Origin of the sequence: Chryseobacterium sp. YR221, from assembly GCF_900176315.1 — a bacterium.
In the GTDB taxonomy this organism is placed as follows: Bacteria; Bacteroidota; Bacteroidia; order Flavobacteriales; family Weeksellaceae; genus Chryseobacterium; species Chryseobacterium rhizosphaerae.
Window position 1 is genome coordinate 512,040 of record NZ_FWXM01000004.1, and the last position, 25,532, is coordinate 537,571.

General features: G+C 36.0%; 23 protein-coding genes. 17 read left to right on the forward strand and 6 right to left on the reverse strand.

Annotated elements, in window-relative coordinates; all coding sequences use genetic code 11:
- Positions 1–35: 35 nt before the first annotated feature.
- The 8 genes from B8967_RS14740 (at position 36) to B8967_RS14775 (ending at position 9,816) form a co-directional block, all read left to right on the forward strand.
- Positions 36–824, forward strand: coding sequence for a sensor histidine kinase (locus B8967_RS14740; RefSeq protein ID WP_084086581.1), 789 nt, complete (start codon positions 36–38; stop codon positions 822–824).
- Positions 825–949: 125 nt separating this feature from the next.
- A complete protein-coding gene (locus B8967_RS14745) occupies positions 950–1,276 on the forward strand; it encodes a hypothetical protein (RefSeq protein ID WP_047491476.1) in 327 nt (108 codons plus the stop codon).
- A 16-nt stretch (positions 1,277–1,292) separates the two neighbouring features.
- The gene (locus tag B8967_RS14750) at positions 1,293–1,586 is read left to right on the forward strand and encodes a hypothetical protein (RefSeq protein WP_084086582.1); all 294 of its coding nucleotides are present in this window, start codon (positions 1,293–1,295) and stop codon (positions 1,584–1,586) included.
- A 74-nt stretch (positions 1,587–1,660) separates the two neighbouring features.
- Complete coding sequence (locus B8967_RS14755) at positions 1,661–3,019, forward strand: hypothetical protein (RefSeq protein ID WP_143330524.1); 1,359 nt, start codon at positions 1,661–1,663, stop codon at positions 3,017–3,019.
- A 270-nt stretch (positions 3,020–3,289) separates the two neighbouring features.
- The gene (gene eno, locus B8967_RS14760) at positions 3,290–4,582 is read left to right on the forward strand and encodes a phosphopyruvate hydratase (RefSeq protein WP_047491487.1); all 1,293 of its coding nucleotides are present in this window, start codon (positions 3,290–3,292) and stop codon (positions 4,580–4,582) included.
- An 84-nt stretch (positions 4,583–4,666) separates the two neighbouring features.
- The gene (locus B8967_RS14765) at positions 4,667–5,953 is read left to right on the forward strand and encodes a citrate synthase (RefSeq protein WP_047491490.1); all 1,287 of its coding nucleotides are present in this window, start codon (positions 4,667–4,669) and stop codon (positions 5,951–5,953) included.
- Between the two features lie 547 nt (positions 5,954–6,500).
- Positions 6,501–7,562, forward strand: coding sequence for a helix-turn-helix domain-containing protein (locus B8967_RS14770; RefSeq protein WP_084086584.1), 1,062 nt, complete (start codon positions 6,501–6,503; stop codon positions 7,560–7,562).
- 79 nt (positions 7,563–7,641) lie between these two features.
- Complete coding sequence (locus B8967_RS14775) at positions 7,642–9,816, forward strand: outer membrane beta-barrel family protein (RefSeq protein WP_084086585.1); 2,175 nt, start codon at positions 7,642–7,644, stop codon at positions 9,814–9,816.
- A gap of 37 nt (positions 9,817–9,853) precedes the next feature.
- Here the strand turns inward: B8967_RS14775 and B8967_RS22520 are convergent, their stop codons facing one another.
- Complete coding sequence (locus tag B8967_RS22520; protein ID WP_179140062.1) at positions 9,854–10,018, reverse strand: hypothetical protein; 165 nt, start codon at positions 10,016–10,018, stop codon at positions 9,854–9,856.
- Positions 10,019–10,332: 314 nt separating this feature from the next.
- On the opposite strand from B8967_RS22520, the gene B8967_RS14780 reads away from it, so the two are divergent.
- The 9 genes from B8967_RS14780 (at position 10,333) to B8967_RS14820 (ending at position 18,652) form a co-directional block, all read left to right on the forward strand.
- Positions 10,333–11,247, forward strand: coding sequence for a dimethylarginine dimethylaminohydrolase family protein (locus B8967_RS14780; RefSeq protein WP_047491500.1), 915 nt, complete (start codon positions 10,333–10,335; stop codon positions 11,245–11,247).
- Between the two features lie 47 nt (positions 11,248–11,294).
- Positions 11,295–12,218: a citrulline utilization hydrolase CtlX gene (ctlX, locus tag B8967_RS14785; protein ID WP_047491507.1), complete on the forward strand. Its 924-nt coding sequence runs from the start codon at positions 11,295–11,297 to the stop codon at positions 12,216–12,218.
- 21 nt (positions 12,219–12,239) lie between these two features.
- Positions 12,240–12,599, forward strand: a complete 360-nt coding sequence (locus B8967_RS14790) for an S-adenosylmethionine decarboxylase family protein (protein ID WP_084086586.1) — start codon at positions 12,240–12,242, stop codon at positions 12,597–12,599.
- Between the two features lie 2 nt (positions 12,600–12,601).
- Complete coding sequence (locus tag B8967_RS14795) at positions 12,602–14,056, forward strand: DUF4178 domain-containing protein (RefSeq protein ID WP_084086587.1); 1,455 nt, start codon at positions 12,602–12,604, stop codon at positions 14,054–14,056.
- Positions 14,053–14,250 carry a hypothetical protein gene (locus B8967_RS14800; RefSeq protein WP_047491515.1) on the forward strand — a complete coding sequence of 66 codons (198 nt, stop codon included), beginning with the start codon at positions 14,053–14,055 and terminating at the stop codon, positions 14,248–14,250. Before B8967_RS14795 ends, B8967_RS14800 begins: the two co-directional genes overlap by 4 nt.
- Before the next feature lie 10 nt (positions 14,251–14,260).
- On the forward strand, positions 14,261–14,476 hold the full coding sequence (locus B8967_RS14805; RefSeq protein ID WP_047491518.1) for a DUF350 domain-containing protein: 216 nt from the start codon (positions 14,261–14,263) through the stop codon (positions 14,474–14,476).
- The gene (locus B8967_RS14810) at positions 14,469–15,983 is read left to right on the forward strand and encodes a polyamine aminopropyltransferase (protein WP_084086588.1); all 1,515 of its coding nucleotides are present in this window, start codon (positions 14,469–14,471) and stop codon (positions 15,981–15,983) included. Before B8967_RS14805 ends, B8967_RS14810 begins: the two co-directional genes overlap by 8 nt.
- The gene (locus tag B8967_RS14815) at positions 15,958–17,547 is read left to right on the forward strand and encodes an NAD(P)/FAD-dependent oxidoreductase (RefSeq protein ID WP_084086589.1); all 1,590 of its coding nucleotides are present in this window, start codon (positions 15,958–15,960) and stop codon (positions 17,545–17,547) included. Before B8967_RS14810 ends, B8967_RS14815 begins: the two co-directional genes overlap by 26 nt.
- Positions 17,548–17,629: 82 nt before the next feature.
- The gene (locus B8967_RS14820; protein ID WP_084086590.1) at positions 17,630–18,652 is read left to right on the forward strand and encodes a hypothetical protein; all 1,023 of its coding nucleotides are present in this window, start codon (positions 17,630–17,632) and stop codon (positions 18,650–18,652) included.
- A gap of 44 nt (positions 18,653–18,696) precedes the next feature.
- On the opposite strand, the gene B8967_RS14825 is transcribed toward B8967_RS14820, so the two are convergent.
- The 5 genes from B8967_RS14825 to nadD form a co-directional block, all read right to left on the reverse strand.
- A complete protein-coding gene (locus tag B8967_RS14825; RefSeq protein WP_084086591.1) occupies positions 18,697–19,551 on the reverse strand; it encodes an alpha/beta hydrolase in 855 nt (284 codons plus the stop codon).
- 82 nt (positions 19,552–19,633) lie between these two features.
- Positions 19,634–21,883 (reverse strand): outer membrane beta-barrel family protein, encoded by a 2,250-nt coding sequence (locus B8967_RS14830; RefSeq protein ID WP_084086592.1) that lies wholly within the window; start codon positions 21,881–21,883, stop codon positions 19,634–19,636.
- Positions 21,884–21,928: 45 nt separating this feature from the next.
- The gene (locus B8967_RS14835) at positions 21,929–24,190 is read right to left on the reverse strand and encodes an outer membrane beta-barrel family protein (RefSeq protein WP_084086628.1); all 2,262 of its coding nucleotides are present in this window, start codon (positions 24,188–24,190) and stop codon (positions 21,929–21,931) included.
- A 243-nt stretch (positions 24,191–24,433) separates the two neighbouring features.
- Entirely contained in the window at positions 24,434–24,772 is a 339-nt protein-coding gene (locus B8967_RS14840; RefSeq protein ID WP_047491535.1) for a DUF3817 domain-containing protein, read from the reverse strand.
- 83 nt (positions 24,773–24,855) lie between these two features.
- Entirely contained in the window at positions 24,856–25,440 is a 585-nt protein-coding gene (nadD, locus tag B8967_RS14845) for a nicotinate (nicotinamide) nucleotide adenylyltransferase (protein ID WP_047491538.1), read from the reverse strand.
- Positions 25,441–25,532: the final 92 nt, after the last annotated feature.

Below are 25,532 nucleotides of genomic sequence, written 5' to 3' on the forward strand. Positions count from 1 at the left end.
TCTTTTATTTTTAATAGGATTAATACTCACACAAAATGAAAGAACTTCCCGCAGAAATTAAAGCAACTTATATCCTTGCTGTTTTCATTATGATGTTCTTTGTAGGCTTCATTATTTTTGTTGTGTTAATGTATAACAGAAAACAGCTTTTATACCTCAAGGAGAAACAACTCAAAGAGGTCGAGCATCAAAACCAACTTCTCCAAAAAGAACTTGAAAAACAAAAATCAATAGAGCAGGAACGGGAACGTATTTCCCATGATATGCATGATGATCTTGGAGCAGGAATTTCAGCCCTTAAGCTTCAGGCAGAATTCCTAAAACAGAAAGTAGAAAAAGATGATGTGCAGGATGATATCAATGAATTGCTGAAAACATCTGAAGAAATGAATATCTCCATGCGGGAAATGCTTTGGAGCCTGAATTCAGAAAATGATACGTTGGGTAGCTTTATAGACTATGCAATCCAATATGCTGATCATTTTCTGAAAAAGACCCAAATAAAACTATGGTCAGAAAGCATAGATATTGTATCAGAAATTCCCATCTCTACAGAACTGAGACGAAATCTTTTTTTATGTTTGAAAGAAGCGGTTAATAATGGGTATAAGCATAGCCGCGCAGATGAACTGAAACTTTCATTTTCCCAGGAAAAAAATGTCTTTACTATGAAAATATCAGATAACGGGATTGGAATCTCCGAAGGGCAGCGGGAAGGGAATGGCTTTCGGAATATGAGAAGAAGGATGAATGAACAAGGCGGTGAGTTTGAACAGTCCTCCGGAGATTCGGGAACTTGCTTACTCTTTAAGATAACACTGTAAATAATTATTAGTTTTTTTTGAACAGCATCATTTTTAATGGTGCTGTTTTGTTTTTATAATCACCCGTTTGTGTAATTGACAGGCGTGTTTTTTAGGTGGAAATTTGATCTATAAAACAAATAGCCATGAAAACTTTAATTAATGACAGTATTGGAGATCTGGAGATTGCTTTAAAAAACAATACTGATCTCCAGGAGAAATTTAAACTCAATCCTGTAGAAGCATTAAAAAATGTGGAAATAAGAAATCCAAAAGACACAGATTACTGGATCTACAGAATTATAGTGATTATGCTTGGATTAGCTGTTCTGGGTATCATAACAGGACTCATCCTTATTACAATGAATAATCTCCGTTTCGATACCCAGTTGATTACCATTTTTACAGCCATTTCATCAGGGGCAATAGGCGCGCTAGCCGGACTTTTAGCCCCTTCACCCAATAAACAATAATTTAAAAACTAAGATCATGAAAAAGTTAACCATTCAAGGAACATGTACAAGTGAAAACAACATGGCAATAATTGATGTATTCAGTTCTAACGCCACCAATAAACCGTATGATGTACGAAAAGTATTCTACAAAAGTTTCATTTTTGAACTTGATGACCTGGAACCAGGGACCTCATATATTGTAGATGTTACAGGATTTACGTTTGGAACATTTGAGGTAAGCATCACAGGCGAAATTACAAAACCTGTTCAGGCTGCATTCTCAAATACAGATTTTTCACCAGGATATATCATAAAAACAAAGAAATGAAAACAATAGGTAACATTATAGTATTTGTGTTTTTATGTCTCAGTTGCTATATAAAAGCACAACAGGATGAAAGTATGAAATTGCCAGTAAATAAAGCTGAGATCAATAAAGCGACCAACCTTTATAAGACAGACAATACCAAAGAAATCCTGACAACATTTCTTAGAACGGCATTGAATAATATTACAAGCAAAGAAAAATCATTCAGTCTTAATACAACACTATATGCCATTGATTCCTTATTCCATCTTTCAAAAGGTAACCCAAGTGATTTTATCAAGCAGACTTCATTTGATTTTAAGCTAAAAGCGAATGAACAAAATTCTATATCAAGTATTTATTTTGGATTTACAACCGCGATTGTTAATAATAAAGACCTAAAAACAAAAGAGCTGGATTCCAAAGATTTTGCAGCCCTTGAAAAGAATGTGTTTATACAGGCTGATATTAAAAAATCACTGCATGCTTTACGAATAAAAAAAGAAGAGATCAGCAATCAGAAAATTGATTCGGCAAAAACACAGATCAATTCAATATTGCAATCATTAAATAAGAGCTCAAAATATGAGGATACATACTTTGCCCAGATAAAAATCAACAAACGATTACGGGCTTTATTTTCAAAGGTGAATTTAAGTCCTGATGAAAGTCATTTGAAACAAATAGGATTTGACAAAGTACTGGAGGGTTTAGAGGATAAGGAAATAAATGAAGTGCAGACAGCTATAGGTGGGGAACTTGAAGCACTAAAAGACTATATCAATACTAAAGAACTGGAATTTCTAAACAAAAAATGGGACGATGCCAAAAAAGAAGGTGATTTTATGATGCTTACGAATGATATTAATCAAATCAATTTTGATCGTGACGTTTTTAGAGGAACAGATGATGAAGATTATAAGAGAATTGTAAAAAGCTACCGGGAAGGAAAAGACCCTCTTAAAATGCTGTATAAAGAAGTTGCTGAAACTTATTCAAGAAGAATGCTCTGGACCATTTCCCCGGCCATGGAGTATGACAGAGAAAATAAACAGGGAATTTATAACGTGGCAACAAAAATGACAGTAGGAATTTCTAATAAACTCCAAAGAAAACCTTGGGAAATAGAAGCTAATGCCTCATTTAAAGTTTCTAAAGATACATTGAAGCCTGCTACAAATTATGATAATCAGGTAGGTTTGATCAATTTTGGAGTGAATAAAGTCTTGCTTGAGAATAAAGATAATGAGCCCAAGATGGAGTTTAAATTCTTTACCCAGCTGGAACATCAGTTTGGAAAAACCTCCAATTTTCCAAAGAGTATTTTCAGTCTCAATTCTACTTTAAGAATAAACCTCTTCAAAACAATCTGGCTGCCAATAACCGTGAAATATGATCCGGATAACGGTAATCTTTTTGGCTTTTTTTCCATAGCCGCGAATTTGTCTGACTGATAGCCATTAATACCTTTTAAGTTTATCCTAAATAGAGCAGGTTTAAGTATGATAAAACCTTTTTTGAAACAAATCAAAGAAGGTTTTTTTCCTGTATTAAATGATATAGACAACAAAATGAAGAGATGGATGTTTCATTTTTGAATTCTTACTTATCATAATATTAAAATTAACTAAAATTTAACTCTGAAATTATTCTAAAAGATGACACTTAATACCCCCAAAAAGTTAAATTTTGATTAAATTTGTATAAACTAAAAAAAATAAAAAATGAGTGCAATTTCTTACATAGAAGCAAGACAAATTTTAGATTCCAGAGGTAATCCTACCATTGAAGTGGATGTGTTTACAGAAAGCGGAGCAATGGGACGTGCAGCTGTACCTTCGGGAGCATCTACAGGAGAACATGAAGCAGTAGAGCTACGTGACGGCGGTTCAGAGTATCTAGGAAAAGGAGTTCTGAAAGCTGTTGAAAATGTAAAAGAAGTAATTGCCGAAAATTTAGTTGGACAGCCGGTTTTTGAACAAAACTATATCGATCAGATCATGATTGATCTTGATGGAACTCCAAACAAAGGAAACCTGGGAGCTAACGCTATTTTGGGAGTTTCCTTAGCCGTAGCAAAAGCTGCTGCTGCAGAATTGGGAATGCCTTTATATAAATATGTAGGAGGAGTCAATGCAAACACACTTCCTGTTCCTATGATGAACGTAATCAATGGTGGATCTCACTCAGATGCTCCTATTGCGTTCCAGGAATTTATGGTAATGCCGGTAAAAGCAGATTCTTTCTCTCATGCATTGAGAAAAGGAACTGAGATTTTCCATAACCTTAAATCTATCCTTCATTCAAGAGGTTTATCTACAGCAGTAGGTGATGAAGGTGGTTTTGCACCTACTTTCAAAGGAACTGAAGATGCTTTGGATACTTTACTTCAGGCTATTGAAAAAGCTGGATATAAGCCAGGTGATGATGTAATGTTAGCATTAGACTGTGCTGCTTCAGAATTTTACAAAGATGGAGTATACGATTACAGAAAATTCCAAACTCCGGATGCTGCTCAGTTCTCAAGCAGTGAGCAGGTTTCTTACTTAGCAGAATTGGCCGCTAAATATCCTATTATTTCTATCGAAGATGGTATGCAGGAAAATGACTGGGAAGGATGGAAAATGTTAACGGATAAAATTGGCGACAGAGTACAATTGGTAGGTGACGATTTATTCGTAACAAATGTAGAAAGATTATCAAGAGGAGTAAAAGAAGGAATTGCCAACTCAATTCTTGTAAAAGTAAACCAGATTGGATCTCTTTCTGAAACAATGGCTGCAGTACAAATGGCTCAGAATAACAAATTCACTTCAGTAATGTCTCACAGATCAGGAGAAACAGAAGATGCTACTATCGCTGATTTAGCTGTAGCTATGAACTGTGGACAGATCAAAACCGGGTCTGCTTCAAGATCAGACAGAATGGCAAAATATAACCAACTGTTGAGAATCGAAGAGGCTTTAGGCGAAACAGCAATTTTCCCAGGATTAGAGGCTTTTAAAATTAAAAGATAATTGAATTTATAAATGACGGCAAGCGATAATTTTTGTTTGCCGTATTTTATGGAAAGTGGTATATTTAAAAAAAATAAATAAATAATGTCAGACAACAAAGTAATATTGAATTACGACGGTAATTCATATGAATATCCTATCGTGGATAGTACTATCGGAGACAGAGGGATTGATATTTCAAAATTAAGAGACCAGACAGGTTTAATCACTCTGGATTTAGGTTACAAAAATACAGGAGCTACTATTAGCGACATCACTTACTTAGACGGAGATAAAGGAGAATTATTCTACAGAGGTTATCCAATCGAGCAGATTGCTGAGAAATCTAACTTCACAGAAGTAATGTACCTTTTATTACATGGAGAATTACCTACTCAGGATCAATTTACTTCTTTCGACAACAATATTAAAAAATATAACTTCATCGCAGATGAGATGAAAAAGATCATTGATGTTTTTCCTCGTTCTGCTCACCCTATGGGAGTTCTTTCTTCTATGACGTCTGCATTGACTGCTTTTAACCCTAAAGCTGTTAACGTAAACTCTAAAGAAGAAATGGATCACGCTGCTGAGTTGATGATTGCTAAATTCTCTCACCTTTGTGCGTGGACTTACAGAAAAACTCAAGGTTTACCATTAAACCACGGTGATAACAACCTAAGCTATGTAGAGAACTTCTACAAAATGGCATTCAGATTACCAAACGCTGATTTCGAAATCGATCCGGTAGTAGTTAATGCATTAGATAAATTATTAATCCTTCACGCTGACCACGAACAAAACTGTTCTACTTCTACAGTAAGAATGGTAGGTTCTGCACATACTGGTCTTTTCGCTTCTATCTCTGCTGGAGTATCTGCACTTTGGGGACCTCTTCACGGGGGTGCTAACCAGGCAGTAATCGAAATGCTTGAGCTGATCGAGAAAGATGGTGGTGACGTATCTAAATATGTGGCTAAAGCTAAAGATAAAAATGATAACTTCCGTCTAATGGGCTTCGGACACAGAGTTTACAAAAACTTCGACCCAAGAGCGAAAATCATTAAAAAAGCAGCTGACGATATCCTTACTGCACTTGGTATCCAGGACAAAGCTCTTGACATTGCTATGCAGTTAGAAAGAGTAGCCCTTGAGGACGAGTACTTCATTGAAAGAAAATTATATCCAAACGTAGACTTCTACTCAGGTATTATCTACAGAGCATTAGGAATTCCTACAGAAATGTTTACAGTAATGTTTGCATTAGGAAGACTTCCGGGATGGATTTCTCAATGGAAAGAGATGAGACTGAAAGGAGATCCAATCGGAAGACCAAGACAGGTTTACCAAGGAGCTCAGGAAAGAAACTACATCGATATTGCAAGCAGATAATCTTTCATTTTATCATAACAAAATCCCAAAGTACGCTTTGGGATTTTTTGTTTTTCAGGATCAGAAGCTATTTCCCGCTATCCACTCATACTCCTCACGCCAATACCCTGCCATCCCGAAAATCCTTCGGCTTTCCAGCTTGTGTTGCGGGGTAACCGTTACTATCGGGGCTAGGAGTAAAGGAGTGGGTAATGAGTGATCAGTAATGAATACAACTATTCTCATTATGACCCTTAGTCGTTGTTTACAGTATATCTTTGCCAGCCCAAGGATCCAAATAATGTTTTATCCACAACGCTTATTATTCAATAGGAAAGGACTTTAGCCCGTTTGGAAATAAACAAAAATTCCATGGGCTTTAGCCAAAATCTAAAAAATATTTATCTATTTGAATTTCAATTCAATAATTTATTAAATTTACTTTTGCAGAATACAGGTTTTGACTCAAGCCAAATGAATAAACTTTATGACGTAAAACAAACTGAAAATTTGTTTCTATGGGGGCCTTCGTAACGTATTTCTGTTAAAAAATAAAAATTAGTAAATCATGACCTTAGGACAACAGTTGTTATTTTTTTTCAGTGCAGTAGGAGCTTTCAATGGGCTTTTGCTGGGAATTTATCTGTTGTTTGTCAAAAAACTGAAATATGTACCCGATTTTTTCCTGGGGCTTGTGCTGCTGATGTTAAGTCTAAGAGTGGGGGTGTCAGTAGGCATGTATTTCTATCCGGAAATACCGAGGATTATTCCACATTTGGGGTTCTCAGCATTATTTTTTACAGGTCCGGCTTTATTTTATTACATTAAATCTTCCTTTCAGCAGGAAGACTTTGATTGGAGAAGCTGCCGACGGATGTTTGGAATATTAACCCTTATTTTAGGAGCTGTTGGGCTGCTTTATTTATTTTTTCCGGTTACCTGGGATCATTATTTTGGAACTTTTATTTATACAGTCTGGTCGGTATTCGTATTTCTTGCCGTATACCAGTATTATATATTTTCAAAGCAGAATATTAAAATTGCCAATAAATTTGTTCTTCCTGTGCTCCTCAGTAATGTAATTATCTTTTTGACATATCAGCTGATCTCTACAGGTTGGGTGGCGATCTACTGTGCAGGGGGAAGCTTGGTATTCTCATTTGTATTGTATGCTAATTTTCTGATTTTCTTCAACAAAAAATATCAGCAGGTTACCACGAAAGAGCCTAATAAATATTCTAATAAGAAAATCTCTGGAGAACGGGCGGACAGTTTTGTTTCAAAGCTGGAGCGATTGATGAAGTCAGAAGAACTGTATAAGAATCCAAATCTGAAATTAAGTGATCTGGCTTCCAGAATGAATATGTCTACCCATCAGCTTTCTCAGTTGCTGAATGATAATTTGGGTAAAAGTTTTTCCACATACATCAATGAATACAGAATTGATGAAGCCTGTGAAAAAATTGAAAACGGTTCCTGTTTAAAGATTGAAGAGATAGGATACGAGGTTGGATTCAATTCCAAGTCTACATTTTTTTCTACATTTAAGAGATTTAAAAATACAACGCCTCTTTTGTACAAACAACTGCAAACTCCCGCAGAATCTAAGTTTCAGAGTTCAAATTTATAATTTCGTACTGCGGAATTTAAACTTTAAAACCCTATTCTTACCTTAAGCCGATACTTTTGATTCATAAAATTTAAAATTTATGATGATTAAATTAGGGCTGTTCATGTTGCTTTTGTTGTTGTCAACTTTTGGGAAAGCTCAGGATGTTTTAAAAAGAAAAGTTTCAGATTCTCTTACCGATGACAAATCTGAAACAACAGCGATTTCAGAAGTGATTATTCAGTCTGCTTCACGTAGTATCAAGTTGAATGATGGAAATGTGGTGATGGCTGTTTCCGGTAATAAAGATTTTAGAACATCAACGAACCTTTTTGAAGTTCTTAGAAAAACCCCTGGAGTTGCCATAGACCAGGAGGGTGGGATTTTTATCGGGGGAAGAGTGACTCCGGCAATATTTATTGATGGAAAACCTGTGGTGATGACTAATCAAGAGCTACAGGCATATTTACGGTCTTTGCCGCCAGAAATGGTGGAGTCTCTAGAAGTGAATTCCAATCCTTCTTCAAAGTATGATGCAGAATTTAAGGGGATTATTGATATTAAACTAAAAAAGAATACCAACCTTGGTTGGAAAGGAAGCTATAATGGAAATCTCTATATAAACAAATTCAGTACCCGGGAGAATTCTCTGAATTTAACATATAATACAGGAAAGGTTGCTTATAGTGTACAGGCAGGATACAATGATGGAATTTCAACTTACCGTTATCACGCACTGCAACGGCTGGCCAATACGAATGTTATGCGAACCAAAACCTATCAGGAAGATAGGGGAACCGTTTATAGTATCCAAACCGGAGTAGATTTCAGAGTGAATGATAAAAACCGGGTGAGTATAAATCTAAGAGGTAACTTCCGGGAAAATGATCGTATCCGCTCAGGATCTCTATATACAGCTGACAAAAGTGAAACGAAACTTGTTTCCCATACCGAAAGTGAAAATCCTATTTCTTATTCACAGGATAATTATGGGATGACGGCTAATTATTCTTTCCAGAATAAAGGATTTAAAATTGACTTTTTGGGTAATTATCTCTCCGTTAAAAACAAACAACAGGACGATTTTATCAATAGAAATAAAGGCTCATCAGAATTATTATCCTACTGGAAATCTGATCTTTTCAATAACATTAGTATTTACACGGGCCAAATTGATGTTTCCCAAAAGATTGGAAGCGCAGATATGGAAGTAGGAATTAAATACAGCCAGTCAGATACCCATAATAATATCAGGTATGATACCTTATCAGCTGCAGGACAGTTTGTATTTGATCCGGCAAGAAGCAATATATTTTCCTATAAAGAGAAAATATGGGCAGGTTATCTAGCGTACAGGCAAAAGTTGGGAAAACTTCAGATCAATGCAGGAATAAGATTTGAAAATACAAACAGTATTTCCAATGCCATTACCGTAGACTCTCTGGTTTCAAGGAATTATCTGGAATGGCTACCCTCTTTCAGTGCAAGTTATACCATTAATCCATCTAACGAGCTGTCTTTCTCCTACAGCAGGAAAATAACCAGACCTGTTTTTTCACAGCTTAACCCCTTCCGGTTTTATTTTAGTCCTTTGAATTACTGGATAGGGAACCCTTATCTGCTACCTTCTTTTACCAGCCAGATCAAAGCTACTTATCGGTACAAGAACTGGATTACAAGTTTTACCCTGGGAAAAGAAAAAGATGTAATGACCCGTTATCCAATCTATAATCCTGAAACGAATGTGCTGGAGTATCTGGGAACCAATCTTCCTTACCGGAAATTTGCCGTTCTGGAAACCAGCTTCCCCTTGAAAATCAAGAAATGGTGGACTGTAACCAGCCAGTTTGCAGGATATTATAATTATGAATTCAGACCTTATCTTGACGATGTTTTTGCATTGAAAATTTATAATTACGAAATCAGGTTAAACCAGGTTTTCACTCTGCCAAAAGGATATACTATTAATCTGTTTGCGAATTATGAATCCAAAAGCGGGAACAGCCTTTACATCATCAAACCGCGTTACACGGTAGATCTTTCAGTACAGAAGTTTTGGTTGGATAATAAGCTGAATACTAAAATTGGGTATAATAATATTTTTGATTCATATGACCAACGCCTGGAATTCCGGCATAAACAGATTATGGATAATCGTTTAGGTCATTGGTGGGACAGCAGCCGGTTCTTTCTTTCATTAAGCTATAATTTCGGTAGTTCAAAATATCAGGCTAAAGAAATTCAGAAGACCGAAGAGGAGAACAGGACAAGATAAAAGAAAACCTGCTTGAAAAAGCAGGTTCTTAATTTATTTATGGACAATGACATCTGTCACATGTCCAGATATAGCATACTCCATTTTCATCCCACTCACAGCATCTTCTGCCAGTTGAGATAGGAGCTCCTCCCATAACGGATTTCTGTTGATCTCTCCCTAATTTTCGTGCATTTTTCAGCATTGGATTGTTCTTGTTCATGATTTTGTTGTTTTGATGTTAAGTAGTTAAGTTTTAGTTATAATTTCGCGAAAATTATATCACTAAAGTATGAAAATATTCTATAATAATGCTATTTTTTTTCATCCTTATGTAGATGGAATATAGTAGGTTGTAGATCATGGATGATAAGAAATTTTGATTTTATTCCGGAAAATGGGGCGAAATATTAAGAAGGAAGTGAAAATTCCAGGTGGAGTTATTGTATAAATAAATTCAAAATTGCCGGATAAAATAATGCAAAAGTTTTGCAGGTAGAGTCCTTTACTTATATTTGTAGTATTGCATAAATCTTTATGAGACTAAACATTAAAAACGAAACGGGAAGGCTGAAGTCAGTAGTTCTAGGCCAGCCTAATTCTTTGGGACCAGTTCCCACATTAGAAGAAAGTTATGACGCCAAGTCATATTACTCAATCGAACACAATATCTATCCTAAAGAGGTGGATATTATCAATGAAATGAATGCTTTTGAGGCAGTATTAAAGAAATATGATGTTGAGGTGCTTCGCCCTAGCATTATCAAAGATTATAATCAGGTTTTTTCACGAGATGTAGCCTTTGTCATTGATGATAAAATGATTATTTCCAATGTGATTGCTGACAGAGCAGATGAACAGGAAGCATATAAGAGCGTTTTTGAAAAGGTAGCCTGGAGAAAAATTATCAATCTTCCGGAAACAGCACATATTGAAGGTGGTGATGTAATTGTCTGGAATGATTTTCTTTTTATAGGAACTTGTTTCAGCGAAGATTACAGAAATTATAAAACGGCAAGAACGAACGAATATGCCATAGAAATTTTAAAAGAATATTTTCCAAAGAAAAGAATCATTGATCTCGAATTGAAGAAAAATGATAAAGTTCCATTTGAAGGAATTCTGCATTTAGACTGTACCTTTAACCCCATTGGAGAAGACAAATGTATCATCTATAAAAACGGATTTGTAGACGAAAGCGATTACCGCTTAATCATCGATATTTTTGGAGAAGAAAACTGTTTCCATATTAATGACGATGAGATGTTTGAAATGTTCCCGAATATTTTCTCTATTTCACCGGAAATTGTAGTGTCTGATAAAGCTTTTACAAGAATGAATAACCATTTGAGAAATGAATGGGGAATGACCGTAGAAGAAATACCTTACAGAGAAATCTCTAAAATGGGTGGTTTATTGAGATGTTCTACCATGCCTCTTGTGAGAGAGTAATTGAATGGGAGAGTGGGAGGTTATTCTTTAATTTTAAATCAAAAAAAATGCAGACAACAGATACCGTATTAATGATAGAGCCGATCGCATTCGGTTATAACGCAGAAACTGCGAAAAACAATTATTTCCAGGTTGAGCAGACAGGAGCTGATATTCAGTCTAAGGCTTTGGCTGAATTCAATACTTTTGTCGGAAAACTGAGAAACAAAGGAATCAATGTGATCTCCATAAAAGATACCCTGGATCCTCATACACCGGATTCTATATTCCCTAATAACTGGGTGAGCTTCCATAAGGACGGGAAAGTGGTTTTATACCCCATGTTCGCGTCCAACAGACGGGTGGAAAGAAGAGAAGATATTATTGAAAGCATCAAGGATCAAGGGTTTGATGTTGCAGAAATTGATGACTGGTCATTTTCTGAAACCCAAGGACATTTTCTGGAGGGAACAGGAAGTATGATTTTCGATCATGATAACAAAATTGCTTACGGATCTGTTTCTCTAAGATTGGATGAACAGCTATTCAGAGATTTCTGTGCAAAATATGGTTTTACACCGATTGTTTTTCATTCTTATCAAACAGTAGGTACAGAAAGACTTCCTATTTATCACACCAATGTAATGATGTGTGTGGCAGATAAGTTTGTGGTAATCTGTCTCGATTGTATTGATGATGAGCTGGAAAGAGAAAAAGTAATTGAAACGATCAAAAATTCCGGAAAAGAGATTGTAGAAATTTCTGAGGAACAAATGCAGCAGTTTGCAGGAAATATGCTTCAGGTTCAAAATAAAGATGGAGAAAAGTTCCTGGTAATGAGCCAGACAGCTTATCAGTCTTTGAGTCCTGAGCAGGTAGCCGCCATTGAAAAATATTGTGAAATTATCTATTCAGATCTTACTACCATTGAAGTAAATGGTGGTGGAAGTGCAAGATGTATGCTTGCTGAAGTATTTCTGCCAAAAAAATAATATATTTACGAAAAAAATTAATTGAAACCATTATCAAGTAAAGGTTTACATATTCTTCTGACTTTGGAAACAGAGTCAGAAGATTTGTTATTAGACAGCAAGGGTTTTCTGGAATTTACAGAAAGTATCCTGGCTACTAAAGATGTGGAAATTGTAGGAATTACCAATCACATTTTTGACAATCAGAGCTTCACAGCCGCTGTATGTCTCAAGGAGTCCCATCTTTGTATCCATACCTGGCCTGAATTTAAACAGCTTACTTTTGACGTTTTTCTTTGTAACTATACCCAGGACAATACTTCAAAGGTAGAACAGATTGCAGATGAGGTAATTCAATATTTTAAAGCTAATACCATTCAAAAACACAAAATTTACAGATAAAAATGCATTATGTCTGCCCTGCATGTGATTCAGAAAATAAATTAGACCTTACGTTTCCCGTCAAAGAATACGTTTGTCAAACTTGTTCTCACCTCATTGAGTTAACGACCAATAAATCTTCAAAACACCTGAATGTTCCCACAGAAAACGTAGTGTTGGACGTTGGGCAAAAAGGAAAAATTGAAAATGTAGAATATACGGTCGTGGCCATTATCGTCCGAAAATATGGAGCAAATATTTTTTGGCGTGAATATTACCTGAAAGACCAGAAGGGAGAAGATGCTTTCCTGAGTGAAAGTGATGGCCACTGGGTCTTCCTTACTTCCATGCATCCTAATGACTTTAAGAGTAAGAATGCTAAACTGGCCACTTATTTTGGTAAAAACTATCGCTGGTACGAAACGTCTCAATGCAGTATTCATGCAGCAACAGGTTTTTTTGAAGATAAACTTGATTTCACCTTGGCCACTTACAAGGAATATGCAAATGGAACTCATATGATTTCCCAGGAACATTCAGGAGGACAAACAAACTACTTTTACGGAACTCATATTTCAAAGCATACCATTAAAAGAGCCTTTAGGCTTTCCCATATGCCGAACTATTCAGGTATTGGAATCGTCCAGCCCTATTATGTGAATATGAGGGAAGCAATCAATATCTTTTGCGTAGCGGGACTTTTAATATGCTTGTTCCAGCTGTATGTGTATACTTCCAGAACCAATGAGACGGTTATAGAGCAGAAGGTCAATTTTTCAGATGTTCAGGATAAAGAACTCATCAGTAAAAGCTTTACACTTTCAGGTGGTTCAGCCCCCCTAAAGGTCAATGTTTTCTCGAATGTTGATAACTCGTGGGCCAATGTTCAGCTGAGCCTGGTCAATGAAAATACCAATGAAGCTGTATATACTTCAAAAGATATAGAACAGTATCATGGTTATGAAGATGGTGAAAGGTGGTCTGAAGGAAGCCAGTCTGAAGAATTCAACCTTTGTGGAGTAGGAGCAGGGAAATACCATTTTGTGATTTCAGCAGAAAATGAAGGGTCTTACCCTGTTTTAACCAATTTCCAGTCACCGGATTCAAAGGTGACAATCTCTCGTGATAGAATGGGAGCTATAGGGGTTACTGACAATTTTAAAGGACTGTCAACCACTTTTACAGACGGGAAAACACTGGATAAAGATTCATCGGAAACAGCTAAGCTAATGAGAGAATCTTTTGGAACCCAGAAACTGGATTCTTTAATTAATGCTGAAGCCATCAGGTCTTCCTCCGGCTCATCTTCAGATAATTCTTCCGTCCAGATCAAAGCCACATGGCTTCCTGTTTCATTCTGGAATTTTACGTTTATATTAATCGTCATGATTATTCTTTACGTGCTCATGCGCGTCGGAAATTATTATTTTAATTTTAATAAGTGGAAAAATAGTTCAAACTCACCTTATCAAGCATGATCACAAATATTTTTAACTATATAAGAGAAAATTGGCTCCTTTCCCTGGTAGGAGGGCTTTTCCTGAGTTGGTTTGTATACCTTACGTATCAGGGAAATCAGGTCTGTGACTGCCAGAAAACAGAAACGTACCGTGACGGAACTACCAGAACCCATTCTACGGGAAGAGGATTTTACAGATACTATCACAAATAAATTATAAACTATGGACAACTTCAACGTATTACCCATATTCAATTCGGTTCTCTATTCATTTTTAGGAATCGCTATTTTACTGGTGTGTTATTTCATTATAGAAAAATTGACCCCTGAAAAAACATGGCATGAGATCTCTCAAAATAAGAATATCGCTTTGGCGATTGTATTCGGAGCATTTATCATCGGAATTTCAATGATTATAAGCGCCGCAATTCATGGATAAAAAGAGAATCTCTCTTGAACTATTGTTACTGTTTTCTGTATTTGTCATTGCTACCTGCGGACTGATTTACGAATTGGTTGCCGGGGCTTTGGCAAGTTATCTTTTGGGAGATTCTGTTAAGCAGTTTTCTTTCATCATCGGAGTCTACCTGTTCTCAATGGGGGTAGGTTCCTATCTTGCTAAATTTATAAAAGGAAATCTCATCGATAAATTCATTGAGATTGAAATTTTGGTGGGAATCATTGGCGGAATAAGCTCTGTTGTATTGTTTGTTCTCTTCAATACATTAGCCCACTTTGAAAGTGTTTTATATCTTTTTGTCTTTTTTACCGGATGTTTAGTGGGCGTGGAAATTCCCCTGCTCATGAATATTTTAAAAGACAGGGTTAAATTCAAAGATTTAGTTTCAAACGTTTTTGCCTTCGATTATATTGGCGCTTTACTGGCATCAATCCTTTTCCCTTTAGTCTTAATTCCAAAGTTGGGAATTGTAAAAACCCCTTTGTTTTTTGGACTGATTAATATTTCTATTGCTATTTTTTTATGCTTTTATCTTAAAAAAGAATTATCAAAACCGATTTCTTTAAGGATAAAATCAATAGCAGCATTTGCTTTATTGGTGGGGCTTTTCATTTTTTCAGATGCCATTTTATCCTATTCTGAAGAGAAGTTATATGGTGAAAATGTGGTCTACACCAAAAGCTCACCTTACCAGAGAATTGTTTTAACCAGAAATAACCACGAGTTTCGGTTATACTTAAATAATAACTTACAGTTTTCTTCCACAGATGAGTACCGCTATCATGAAGCACTGGTACATCCTGCGATGTCTATGGCGAAAAATATTGATAACATCCTTGTGCTGGGAGGAGGCGATGGCTTTGCCGTCCGTGAAATACTGAAATACAAAGAAGTAAAAAAGATTAGTCTTGTAGATCTTGATGGGGAGATGACTCATTTCTTCAAAACCAATGAAACCATGCGCAGACTCAATCAAAGTTCCTTATCCAATTCTAAGGTAGAAGTGATTAATAAAGATGCTTACATATGGGTAAAAGACAGCAAAAAGAAGTTTGACGTTGTGATCATCGATTTTCCTGATCCATCTAATTATAGCCTTGGAAAACTCTATTCCTTACAGTTTTATAAAGAACTTGAAAGACTGACAAAACCGGAGACTAAAATTGTAGTGCAGACAACATCACCCTATTTTGCTCCCAAATCTTTCTGGTGTATAGAGAAAACAATGAATCAGATATTCCCTTTCACTGCTGCTTACCATACCTATGTTCCTTCATTCGGAGAATGGGGATTTTCAATGGCTTCCTATGAACCGGTACATAACATGATCTACAGAAAGCTTCCCAATTTAAAATATTATGACTATAATTTTTCACAGTTATCCTACTTTAATAAGGATATGAAGGTGAAAGAGGTAGAAGTTAACCGTCTGGATAACCAGATTTTAGTTCGTTATTTCGATGAAGAGTGGGGGAAAGTTCAGTAGGAAGGAATTTCTTACAACAGTATTGCTGGGCAGTTTAATGCTTCCTTTTCTGCAGTATTGTAGTAAGAAGGTAAAGGCGGTTTTGCTTCGTATTACCGGGACCAATCATATTTTGGGACATAAATTATGGGCAAAAGATTTTCCACAGTTTTCCGAAGTTATCCACACAAAATACCTTATTGTGGGTGGTGGAATCTCCGGACTTTCAGCCTGCAGGTTTCTCAGCCAGAATAATGAGAACGATTATCTCGTTTTAGAAATGGAAAATCACGCAGGGGGTAATTCTTCCAACGGGCAGAATAGATTCTCCAAATTCCCTTTAGGAGCCCATTATCTACCCTTGCCCAACAAAGAAAATATTGAAATCATTGATTTCCTAGAGGAATGTAAGATATATCTGGGTACAGATGAGCACGGCGAGCCTGTCCTTGATGAATACCAGATGACTTTTCCACAACAGGAGAGATTGTTTTTCAAAAACTCATGGCAGAATGATATTGTCCCGCAAAAAGGAATCTCAGTGGATACCCAGAAAGAACTTGACCGTTTTTTCAAGATGATGGATGCATTCCGTTTGAAGAAAGATGCTCTTGGAAAGTATTGGTTTGCAATTCCTGTTCATGATTCAAGCAGAGAAGATGAGGTGTTAAGGCTGGAAAAAATGTTGTTTAAAGACTGGTTGAAGGAACATCATTTTCAGTCGGAAGAACTTGTATGGTTACTGGACTATTCATGCAAAGATGACTACGGCTTAGGGATTGAATTTGTTTCTGCGTGGGCGGGAATTCATTATTTTGCAGGCAGAAAAAATAACTGGAGCAAAAGATATAAAGATCAGGTCTTCACCTGGCCGGAGGGAAATGCCAGGCTGGTACAGCATTTTTCCAAATATACCAAAGGAAAATTATTACCGAAAAATTTAGTTTTTGATATTAAAATAGGTGAAACCGTTGAAGTGCTGAGCTTTGATAATGTGGAGAAGAAAACCAAAAAGATCATTGCTGAAAAGGTTTTATGTACAGTCCCTCAATTTGTAAATGAAAGAATTTTCAATCATAAAAAAGCATCATCATTTAACTATGTTCCCTGGTTACTTACTACGATTATATTGAGAAATGAATTTGGAGGGGATGAAGAACTGGCCTGGGATAATGTGATTTATGGATCAGCTGGTCTGGGTTATATTTATGATCAGCATCAGAATGTTAATCAAATTATGGGTGAAAAAGTGATCACCTACTACAAAAGCTTCTCTACCAATGACTGCAGAAAAGCCAGAAAGAAACTGTACAGAATGAAAGAAGATGAGCTTAAAGCTTCTGTACTGGAAGATTTAAAGAAAGCCCATCCGCTGATAGAAGACTTTATTCTGGAAATGCAGTTTCATAAAATAGGACATGCTATGATTGCTCCTGTTCCCGATCAGATTTTTGGTGAGGCTGCCCAAACAGCGAAAGAGCCTATAGATAGTAAAGTTTTCTTTGCCCATTCCGATCTTTCGGGAATATCTATTTTTGAAGAAGCTTTTTATCAGGGAAGAAGAACTGCAGAGCAAATGATTTGAAATTACTTTTGACTGATAGAATTTCAGGACAAATGACAATACTGAGATGGTAAATGACTATTAAAAACAAATTAATATCCACATGAAACAGCCCTGGATACACAATGCAAAGACAGACTGGTGGCTTATTTTATCCCCACCATTCCTTATTCTGTTGATTATCTTTCTTTTTCAAAAGCAGATTCAGGAACTGGAAAGTAGCTATTCTTTCTATACCTGGCTCTTCCTTATTGTTTTTGTGGATGTTGCCCATGTTTATTCCACCTTATTCAAAACATATCTGGTAAAAGGCCAGGTTCAAAAAAGGAAACTGCTGTATTGGGGGATTCCGATACTAAGCTGGTTGTTGGGGATTGCTTTATTTCAGTTTGGCAATCTGACATTTTGGTCGGTGTTAGCATTAGTAGCTGTTTTTCACTTTATTCGCCAGCAGTATGGTTTTATGAGAATTTATGCCCGCTTTGAACCGGATAATTGGAGTAAAAGAATAGATGAGGTTGCGGTGTATGCCGCCACCATATATCCAATGCTGTTTTGGTTTAAAACACCACGTGCTTTCACCTGGTTTGTCAGTAATGAATTCTCTTGGTTTAAAAAACTTCCGGATTATACAGGCTTTATAACTGTTTTATATGTTGCTATACTGATCATATGGATTTCAAAGACTGTTTTTGATGTGGTGAAAACCAGAAAGCTGAACATCCCTAAAATATCTCTTATTACCGGAACCTATCTTTCATGGTATTTTGGGATCGTCTATTTTAATGATGATCTTATTTTTACTTTTCTAAATGTTATCTCCCATGGAATCCCATACATTGCATTGATCTATATCCGTGAAATCAAACAGAAAGATAACGAGCAGTTGAATAGATTGCTGATCTTTAAATCTGTAACAGGAATCTTTTTATTTGTAGGAGTAATTTTGGCTTTCGCTTTCTTTGAAGAGTTTTTGTGGGAAACGTTAGTATGGAAAGAACACTTTTCCCTGAACTTTATAATATCAGAAACTATTCTTCCATTTTTGATCCCGTTGCTGGCAGTACCACAGCTCACCCATTATCTGCTGGATGGCTTTATCTGGAGAACACCGAAAAATAAATAACAGCTGAAAAATTAAATCATCTGGATTTCCCGTAAGCTATATTCCTAGTTAACACGCTTTAAAAATTTCTCAATTTTCTCCATGAGAAAAACACTGTTAGGTTCCTTGTCCCAATCCAGGTGCCCGCCATTGAACTCATAAGATTCATTCATCACATTATTTTTATTCAAAACAGAATCTAAAATCCTTTTCTGGCTCAAAGGAATGACACGGTCTGTTTTTCCATAGTAAGAAAGGGTAGGAGGGATATTGGGAGTAATCCATTGTACAGGGCTGGAAAAAATATTGGCAGCTATCCCTGCAGGAAGGATTTTAGGATCTATAAGATGTTTTTCCACAAATGAATACTCTTCGTAGGTTTTAAAACCTTCATCAGAAAGATCAGCAGGCCCTACGATGTTGATAACAGATTTTACATTTTTTAAAGGATCAAAATGATAGGCGTACATCATGGATAAATGTCCGCCAGCACTGTTTCCCAAAAGGATAAGTTGAGGAGCATAGTGTAATTTCTTTTTTAGGAATCCGGCTGCATTTTTAATATCCTCCATTTGATTAGGAATAGCATATTGGGTGGTAGAAGCTGGTCTGTAATTGATATTGGCAAAAATATGATCAGGAAATTTCTGCATCATGGAAAGGGTAAAGAATGTCAGTTGAGATTTGTCTCCGCTCCGCCAGCCTCCACCATGTATAATGATAAAAGCAGCTTTTTTCTTTGAAGGGTTTTCATGCGGAAGATAGAGGTCCATAATCTGTTCAGGATCATTTCCATAATGGATATCTTCCTCTTTGTCAAAATGGATACCACCGCCAAGACTTACCTTTTTTTCTTTGCAGTTCAGGAGCAGAAATAATATATGGAGACTTGCCACAATGAAAATTACCTTTTTTCTCATATGCTAAAGATAAAAAACCCGCTGATCAATCAACGGGTTATGATACAAAATAATTGAGTTGAATATGAAGAAAGATAATTTTTTATCTTGTCCTGCTTTTTATAGAGTCGGAAGCACCTTCAATGTCTCTTACCTTTTTCACTTTTTGATTTCCGAAGTTATAGGTAAGACTTACAGTTAGGCTTCTAGGGTATTGATTTTGATGAATGTAGTTGTAATTTCCGTTAGCCTGAAAGTCTTCAATCTTAACAATATTAGTTCTTAAAACATCATTTACGTTAACTGCAAACGTCCATTCATTCCATGTTTTCTTGATGCTGAGATCCAGGCTCATTAAACTTTTTAACATACCAAGTTCAATCTGCTGCTTATCTACGTAGAAGAAATTCACACCTAAAAACCAGGTTTTCTTTTTATCCAGACGGATGGTATTGTTGGTTTGAATCAAAAGACTTGTAGAGCTCGTTTTATTGGTATATACGATATAGTCTCCTTCCTTATTTTTGAATCGGTCCCCGGTTGTAGGGTCAGTATCGAGACTTCCGTTGTTAATATTATGCTGAACCCCAATATTGAAGTTGGTCGTCAAATATTGTTTGAAAAATGACTTCTGAATTCCTACCATGGCAGACATTTCCTGTTTATCCCCAAAATTGGTTCTGATATATCTTAATACAGGGTTTTCTCCAAGATTTCCATTAGGTGATTCAGGATATCCCTGTAATGGAACCTGGGTGATCGCATCTTTAAAAAATGAATGACTAAGAATCAGGAAGTAGGAATTTTTATACATATAGGTCAGTTCCTGATTATATGTTGAAGATGCCTTTACAAAAGGGTTGTTTTGCGTGTAATTATCATCTGTCAGGATATTTCTTACCGGATTTATTTCCCAGAAACTCGGTCTTCTCATTCTGCTTGAAAAGGAATAGGAGAGGTTGTTTTTGTCATTAATAGCATAATTAAAACTTAGATAGGGAAGTATATTGTTATAATTTCTTTTTATCCTTTTAAGATCTTCTGTAGGTGCATTATCTGAAGTTCCCAGGCTATTGGTGATTTCATATCGGGTTCCTATTTTTCCTGAGAACTTATCCGAGAATTTTTTTTCTGCAGTAATATAAACACCATATATGTTTTCATCATAAATAAAGTGGTTAGGCGCTGATTTTGAACCTACGGGATCAAAAAAGTAAGTATCGCTTTTAGAATCGTTGTCTGTTTTGGTTTTATTATAATTTCCCCCTACTGAAATAGTAAGATCGTTTTTAAACTTCTGGATATAATCTACCATTCCGGAGAAATTATTAATGATCTGAGGGAGATCCTGAAATACCTGTGTAGTTTTATCTCCTATCTCTCCGTTGATACTAGAGGCATACGTTCTGTTGTCCGTAAACTGAAATCTTTTATAATTCAGGTAAGCAGCATTTACATTTAATTTACTGCCCAGAGAATCGGTTTTTAACTCGTAATTTAAATTTAAAGAGTTGTTGTATGATCTCGCATCTTCTTTGTTTTTTGACCAGGTATATTTTGTTTTTCCTCCATTGGTTATGGTGTTGAACAAGCTTACTGTGGAGTTATAGCTTTTATTGGCCCAGGTATTCCAGGAAAGAGCAAGATTACTGTTGTCCGTTAGCTGGTAATCAATATTGAGATAACCACCTATGTTTTTGTTTGGATCATCGATATTTCCGGTAGATTCATTGGAAGTGTCAACAGTTCCGTTTCTTAAGGTATAAGTCTGAGCCTGGATATTTTCCCCGCCGTTGAGGTTGGCGCTGATGCCCAGTTTATTCTTTCTGTAATTGGCAGAAAAGCTGGTCTGGCTTGCATTATATTTACTTTGGGTATTTGAAAATCTCATATTCCCGCTGAGACCATCGCTCATCTTTTTCTTTAAAACAATATTAATGATCCCATCCGAAGATTCTACCTGATACTCACTTCCCGGAACCGTAATAACTTCTATTTTCTGAATATTCTCGGCAGGAGTGTTTTTAAGAAACTGGACCAATGATTCAGAATCCATATTGGTTTTTCTACCATTGATGTAGATGAGCGCATTGTTTTTACCGGCTATCTTCAGTGTCTTATCATCTGTAGAAGACAAAAGCGGAGTCTGCTTCAACAGATCAAAAGTAGTATTTCCCTTAGCAACAGGAGAAGCTGCAACATCATATACAAAACGGTCACTTTGCTTTTTAAAAACCTGTTTTGTTATGGTAACTCCTTCAATGCTTTTTGTCTTTGTCGTGTCGGTTTTCTTTTCCTGAGCAAAGGCGAAAGTTCCGAATATAAGTGCGATGGATAAGAGAGTGCGTTTCATGTTTGTTTTCTTTAAGAGTGATTGATGTATGGTCGTGTTAAAAGCTTATGTTCTTGATTTTACAGCATCGTTCGCTGATTTCATTTCCCTTGCTTTTTTCAGTTTCTGATTCCCGAAATTGTAGGTAACCCCGATACTCAGTAGTCTTGGATAGTTGAAGTTGGTTATATTATTATATGTTCCGTTAGGTTGTATTCCGTTAACTCTATAAAAACTTTGGTTAAAAAGGTCATTGACTTCCGCTATGACAGTCCAGTCACCAATAATTTTCTTCAGACTGATATCGAAACTTTGTCTTGCCCCAATCACACCACCTTCCATTGCCACTTTACTTGCGAAAAAGTAATTGACACCTAAGAACCAGTCTTTTTTGGAAGAAAGGCGAACCGTATTATTAAGGGTAGCAGACATATTGTAGTTTTTAACATCAATAATGTAAGGTTCAAGGACTTCTGTTTCTTCAGGAGTCGGTGCCGATGTAGGATCTTCCAGTACTGCACCTTTATAAGTAACATAGCCTAAGTTGACAGAATAATTGGTCGTCCATATGTCTTTGAACCATGATTTGTTCATACCAAGGGTTAAGCTAAGCTCCCTGTTGCTTCCATAATTGGTTCTTATATATCTCAGGAATTTTGTGGTTTCCATGATCTTATTACCATTATTGTCATATATGATGTTACCATTTTCATCTTTTTTAGGAGCGGTGACCGTTCCCTGCAACGGAAGCAGATCAGAAGCAGAAGCATCTTCTACCATATTAAAACTCAAATTAGCATAGTAGGCATTCTTATACATATAATTCAGTTCCTGGTTATAGAACTTTGAAGCCAATATAAATGGATTGTTCTGGGTATAATTCGTAGGAGTGAAATATGTTCTGGAAGGGTTCAGTTCCCAGAATCTCGGTCTTCGGATTCTGCTGGAAAAAGTATAGCTTAGATTATGGTCCGAATTGATAGCATAATTTAAATTCAGATAAGGCAACAGGTTATTATAATTTCTTTCAAATCCTGTTTTGTTAAGGATATCTCCTGTACTTCTGGTCATTTCGTAACGGGCTCCCACTTTTCCGGATAACTTTTCGGTCAGCTTTCTTTCATAGTTTAAATAAATTCCTAAAATATTCTCTTTATAAATGAAATGGTTGGTCTGTTTGGGATCTACTACAAAATCATCATTTTTTAGTCTTTCCTGTCTGGTATCATTATCCGTATTTGTGTGATTGTAGCTGATCCCCATCAACCAGGTTGCGCCTTTAGATGTTTTTTTCAGATAATCTATATTGGCTGCATAGTTGTTGATGATTTGCGGTACAGACTGATATAGGGCTGAATATTTATTATCAGGATCACTGTCTAATGGGAAGCTTTCATTAAAGCTGGCTTTGTCTCTGTTGAACCAAAGATAAGATACATTAGAAGTAAGCTTACTGCCCAGAGAGTCTGTCTTTATTTCATAATTTAAATTAAACGTATGATTTCTGGTCTGTGCATCTTCATTATTTACAGTTCTGTCGGTTAAAGCCCCGTCCTGCCAGTTGGTTATATCCAGAATAGAATGAAAACTTTTATTATATCTCATATTGTAAGAGAACCCGATACTTTGTTTCTTATTGATCTCATAATCAACATTGAATCCTCCGCCGAAGTTTTTGTTGGGATCATCATTGTATCCGAAAGACTCATTTCTAAAATTAGGATCACCGTTAGACAAGGTATACTTCTGTCTCTCTGTCCAGCTTCCCATTCTGAAATTTGAGTTTCCGGACCACTTACCCTGTCTGAAATTAAAAGAGGCACCGGCTGATGGATTATTGTAGTACCCCTGTTCGTTATTCATCTTCATGGTTCCATTGTAGCCATTATTTTTATTCTTTTTCATGACAATATTGATCACTCCTTCCTTAGATTCTACCTGGAATTCACTTCCCGGAACAGTAATCACCTCAATTTTCTGAATATCTTCTGATGGAGTAGACTTCAGCATTTCAATCAATGCCTCGGAATCCATATTTGATTTTTTGTTGTTGATATAAATAATCGCATCAGACTTTCCTAAGATCTTCAGTGTTTTTCCGTCTATACTGGAAATCATTGGAGTTTGCTTCAAAAGATTGAATGTATTGGTTCCTTTAGCGATAGGGGAAGATGCTACATCGTAAACAAGACGGTCTCCCTGTTTTTTGAAAACCTGCTTCTTGATATTGACCGCTTCAATATTCTTTACTTTCAGGCTATCCTTAGATTGCTGGGCACTAACGAATCCGCTGAAAAATAGGGCTGCAATTAGAATTTGAGTTTTCATGATCATTATTTTTTAATTGGTAATAGCTTGTATGGGTTATTATTTAACATTGCAAAGATATATAATAAAAACAGTATCATGCAATACAAAGTACTTAAAAATAATATTAAATAATTGTAAACAATTGATTGTCAGTTGATAAAATTTAAATTATTTTTTTTGTTGCTTCGCCTTTCTACATGATAAGACAACCATAACAATGATTTTGTTACAGGAAAATGTAAAATTTTATGAAAAATAAATTTATTCTCTGTCGAAACGGGCCAGCTTTTTGTCTATCCAAATCGTGGCAAAAGGAAAAAATGCGGCAATTAATGCGAAGACGCTGTCTTCATCATCCCATTCATATATTTTTCTTATGGCAGGTAAAAATATCAGGTACAGTGTAAAGAAAAATCCGTGAATACTGCCAATAGTACTGATGTACACAATTGGAAATACACCTTCGGGATCAATACGTATCCAAGTCATTGCTGTGAATAGAAAAAACCATGAAATAGCTTCAGCCAGACAGATCTGCTTAAACCATCTGATTACTTTTTCCTGAGGATATTTTGAGAAAATTTTTTCGAGAAATTCCATGTCTTAAGATATGAGTGATGAATAATAAGTAATGAATGAAAGCCTGAGCTCTAATTCCTAAATCTATTTCCTGAATTGCAAAATTACTTATAAAAACTGCTTCCGTCCAAATATTCAAAAACTTCAGGGGGCAGCATAGGCCTCACATTTTTTCCGTCTTTGAGCATATTTCGGATTTCTGTCGCCGAAAGTTCTATTACCGGAGCTTTGATCAGTGAAATATTTTCATGTTGCAGATACTCAGAATCTTTCTTTTCACCTTCAAAAACTCTTGGATAAACAATAATATGATGGTTTTTAATAAGGATATCAGAGTTTTTCCACTTGTGAAGGTTATCCAGATTATCCTCTCCCATAATAAGGCTGAAAGAATACTCCGGATACTTTTCATGAAGATAGGTAAGGGTATCAATGGTATAGCTTGGTTTGGGAAGAGAAAACTCAACATTAGAGGCTCTCATATTGGGGTAGTTTTTTACCGCAAGCTGTACCATATCCAGTCTGTTATGATCGTTCAGCAGAGATTTTTTGTCTTTAAAAGGGTTTTGGGGGCTTACCACAAACCATAATTCATCCATATCAGAATTTTCCAAAATGTAATTGGCCAGAATAAGATGTCCGATATGTATGGGATTAAAAGATCCGAAAAATAAACCGATTTTTTTCATTTTTTAAAGTAACAGGTCGCAGATAATAGGTTATAGTAATAGAATTATCAATATAGTATTTAGACTCTTTTAGGTTTTGCAGGAAATTATTA

Bases quoted from the DNA above. Each gene is read 5' to 3' on its own strand.
- B8967_RS22520 (WP_179140062.1), bottom strand. From the start codon at position 10,018: ATGAACAAGAACAATCCAATGCTGAAAAATGCACGAAAATTAGGGAGA.
- B8967_RS14815 (WP_084086589.1), top strand. From the start codon at position 15,958: ATGAAGAGTGGGGGAAAGTTCAGTAGGAAGGAATTTCTTACAACAGTA.
- B8967_RS14755 (WP_143330524.1), top strand. From the start codon at position 1,661: ATGAAATTGCCAGTAAATAAAGCTGAGATCAATAAAGCGACCAACCTT.
- B8967_RS14740 (WP_084086581.1), top strand. From the start codon at position 36: ATGAAAGAACTTCCCGCAGAAATTAAAGCAACTTATATCCTTGCTGTT.
- B8967_RS14745 (WP_047491476.1), top strand. From the start codon at position 950: ATGAAAACTTTAATTAATGACAGTATTGGAGATCTGGAGATTGCTTTA.
- B8967_RS14795 (WP_084086587.1), top strand. From the start codon at position 12,602: ATGCATTATGTCTGCCCTGCATGTGATTCAGAAAATAAATTAGACCTT.
- B8967_RS14780 (WP_047491500.1), top strand. From the start codon at position 10,333: ATGAGACTAAACATTAAAAACGAAACGGGAAGGCTGAAGTCAGTAGTT.
- B8967_RS14820 (WP_084086590.1), top strand. From the start codon at position 17,630: ATGAAACAGCCCTGGATACACAATGCAAAGACAGACTGGTGGCTTATT.
- B8967_RS14800 (WP_047491515.1), top strand. From the start codon at position 14,053: ATGATCACAAATATTTTTAACTATATAAGAGAAAATTGGCTCCTTTCC.
- eno (WP_047491487.1), top strand. From the start codon at position 3,290: ATGAGTGCAATTTCTTACATAGAAGCAAGACAAATTTTAGATTCCAGA.
- nadD (WP_047491538.1), bottom strand. From the start codon at position 25,440: ATGAAAAAAATCGGTTTATTTTTCGGATCTTTTAATCCCATACATATC.
- B8967_RS14830 (WP_084086592.1), bottom strand. From the start codon at position 21,883: ATGAAACGCACTCTCTTATCCATCGCACTTATATTCGGAACTTTCGCC.
- B8967_RS14835 (WP_084086628.1), bottom strand. From the start codon at position 24,190: ATGAAAACTCAAATTCTAATTGCAGCCCTATTTTTCAGCGGATTCGTT.
- B8967_RS14765 (WP_047491490.1), top strand. From the start codon at position 4,667: ATGTCAGACAACAAAGTAATATTGAATTACGACGGTAATTCATATGAA.
- B8967_RS14775 (WP_084086585.1), top strand. From the start codon at position 7,642: ATGATGATTAAATTAGGGCTGTTCATGTTGCTTTTGTTGTTGTCAACT.
- ctlX (WP_047491507.1), top strand. From the start codon at position 11,295: ATGCAGACAACAGATACCGTATTAATGATAGAGCCGATCGCATTCGGT.
- B8967_RS14750 (WP_084086582.1), top strand. From the start codon at position 1,293: ATGAAAAAGTTAACCATTCAAGGAACATGTACAAGTGAAAACAACATG.
- B8967_RS14825 (WP_084086591.1), bottom strand. From the start codon at position 19,551: ATGAGAAAAAAGGTAATTTTCATTGTGGCAAGTCTCCATATATTATTT.
- B8967_RS14840 (WP_047491535.1), bottom strand. From the start codon at position 24,772: ATGGAATTTCTCGAAAAAATTTTCTCAAAATATCCTCAGGAAAAAGTA.
- B8967_RS14810 (WP_084086588.1), top strand. From the start codon at position 14,469: ATGGATAAAAAGAGAATCTCTCTTGAACTATTGTTACTGTTTTCTGTA.
- B8967_RS14770 (WP_084086584.1), top strand. From the start codon at position 6,501: ATGACCTTAGGACAACAGTTGTTATTTTTTTTCAGTGCAGTAGGAGCT.
- B8967_RS14805 (WP_047491518.1), top strand. From the start codon at position 14,261: ATGGACAACTTCAACGTATTACCCATATTCAATTCGGTTCTCTATTCA.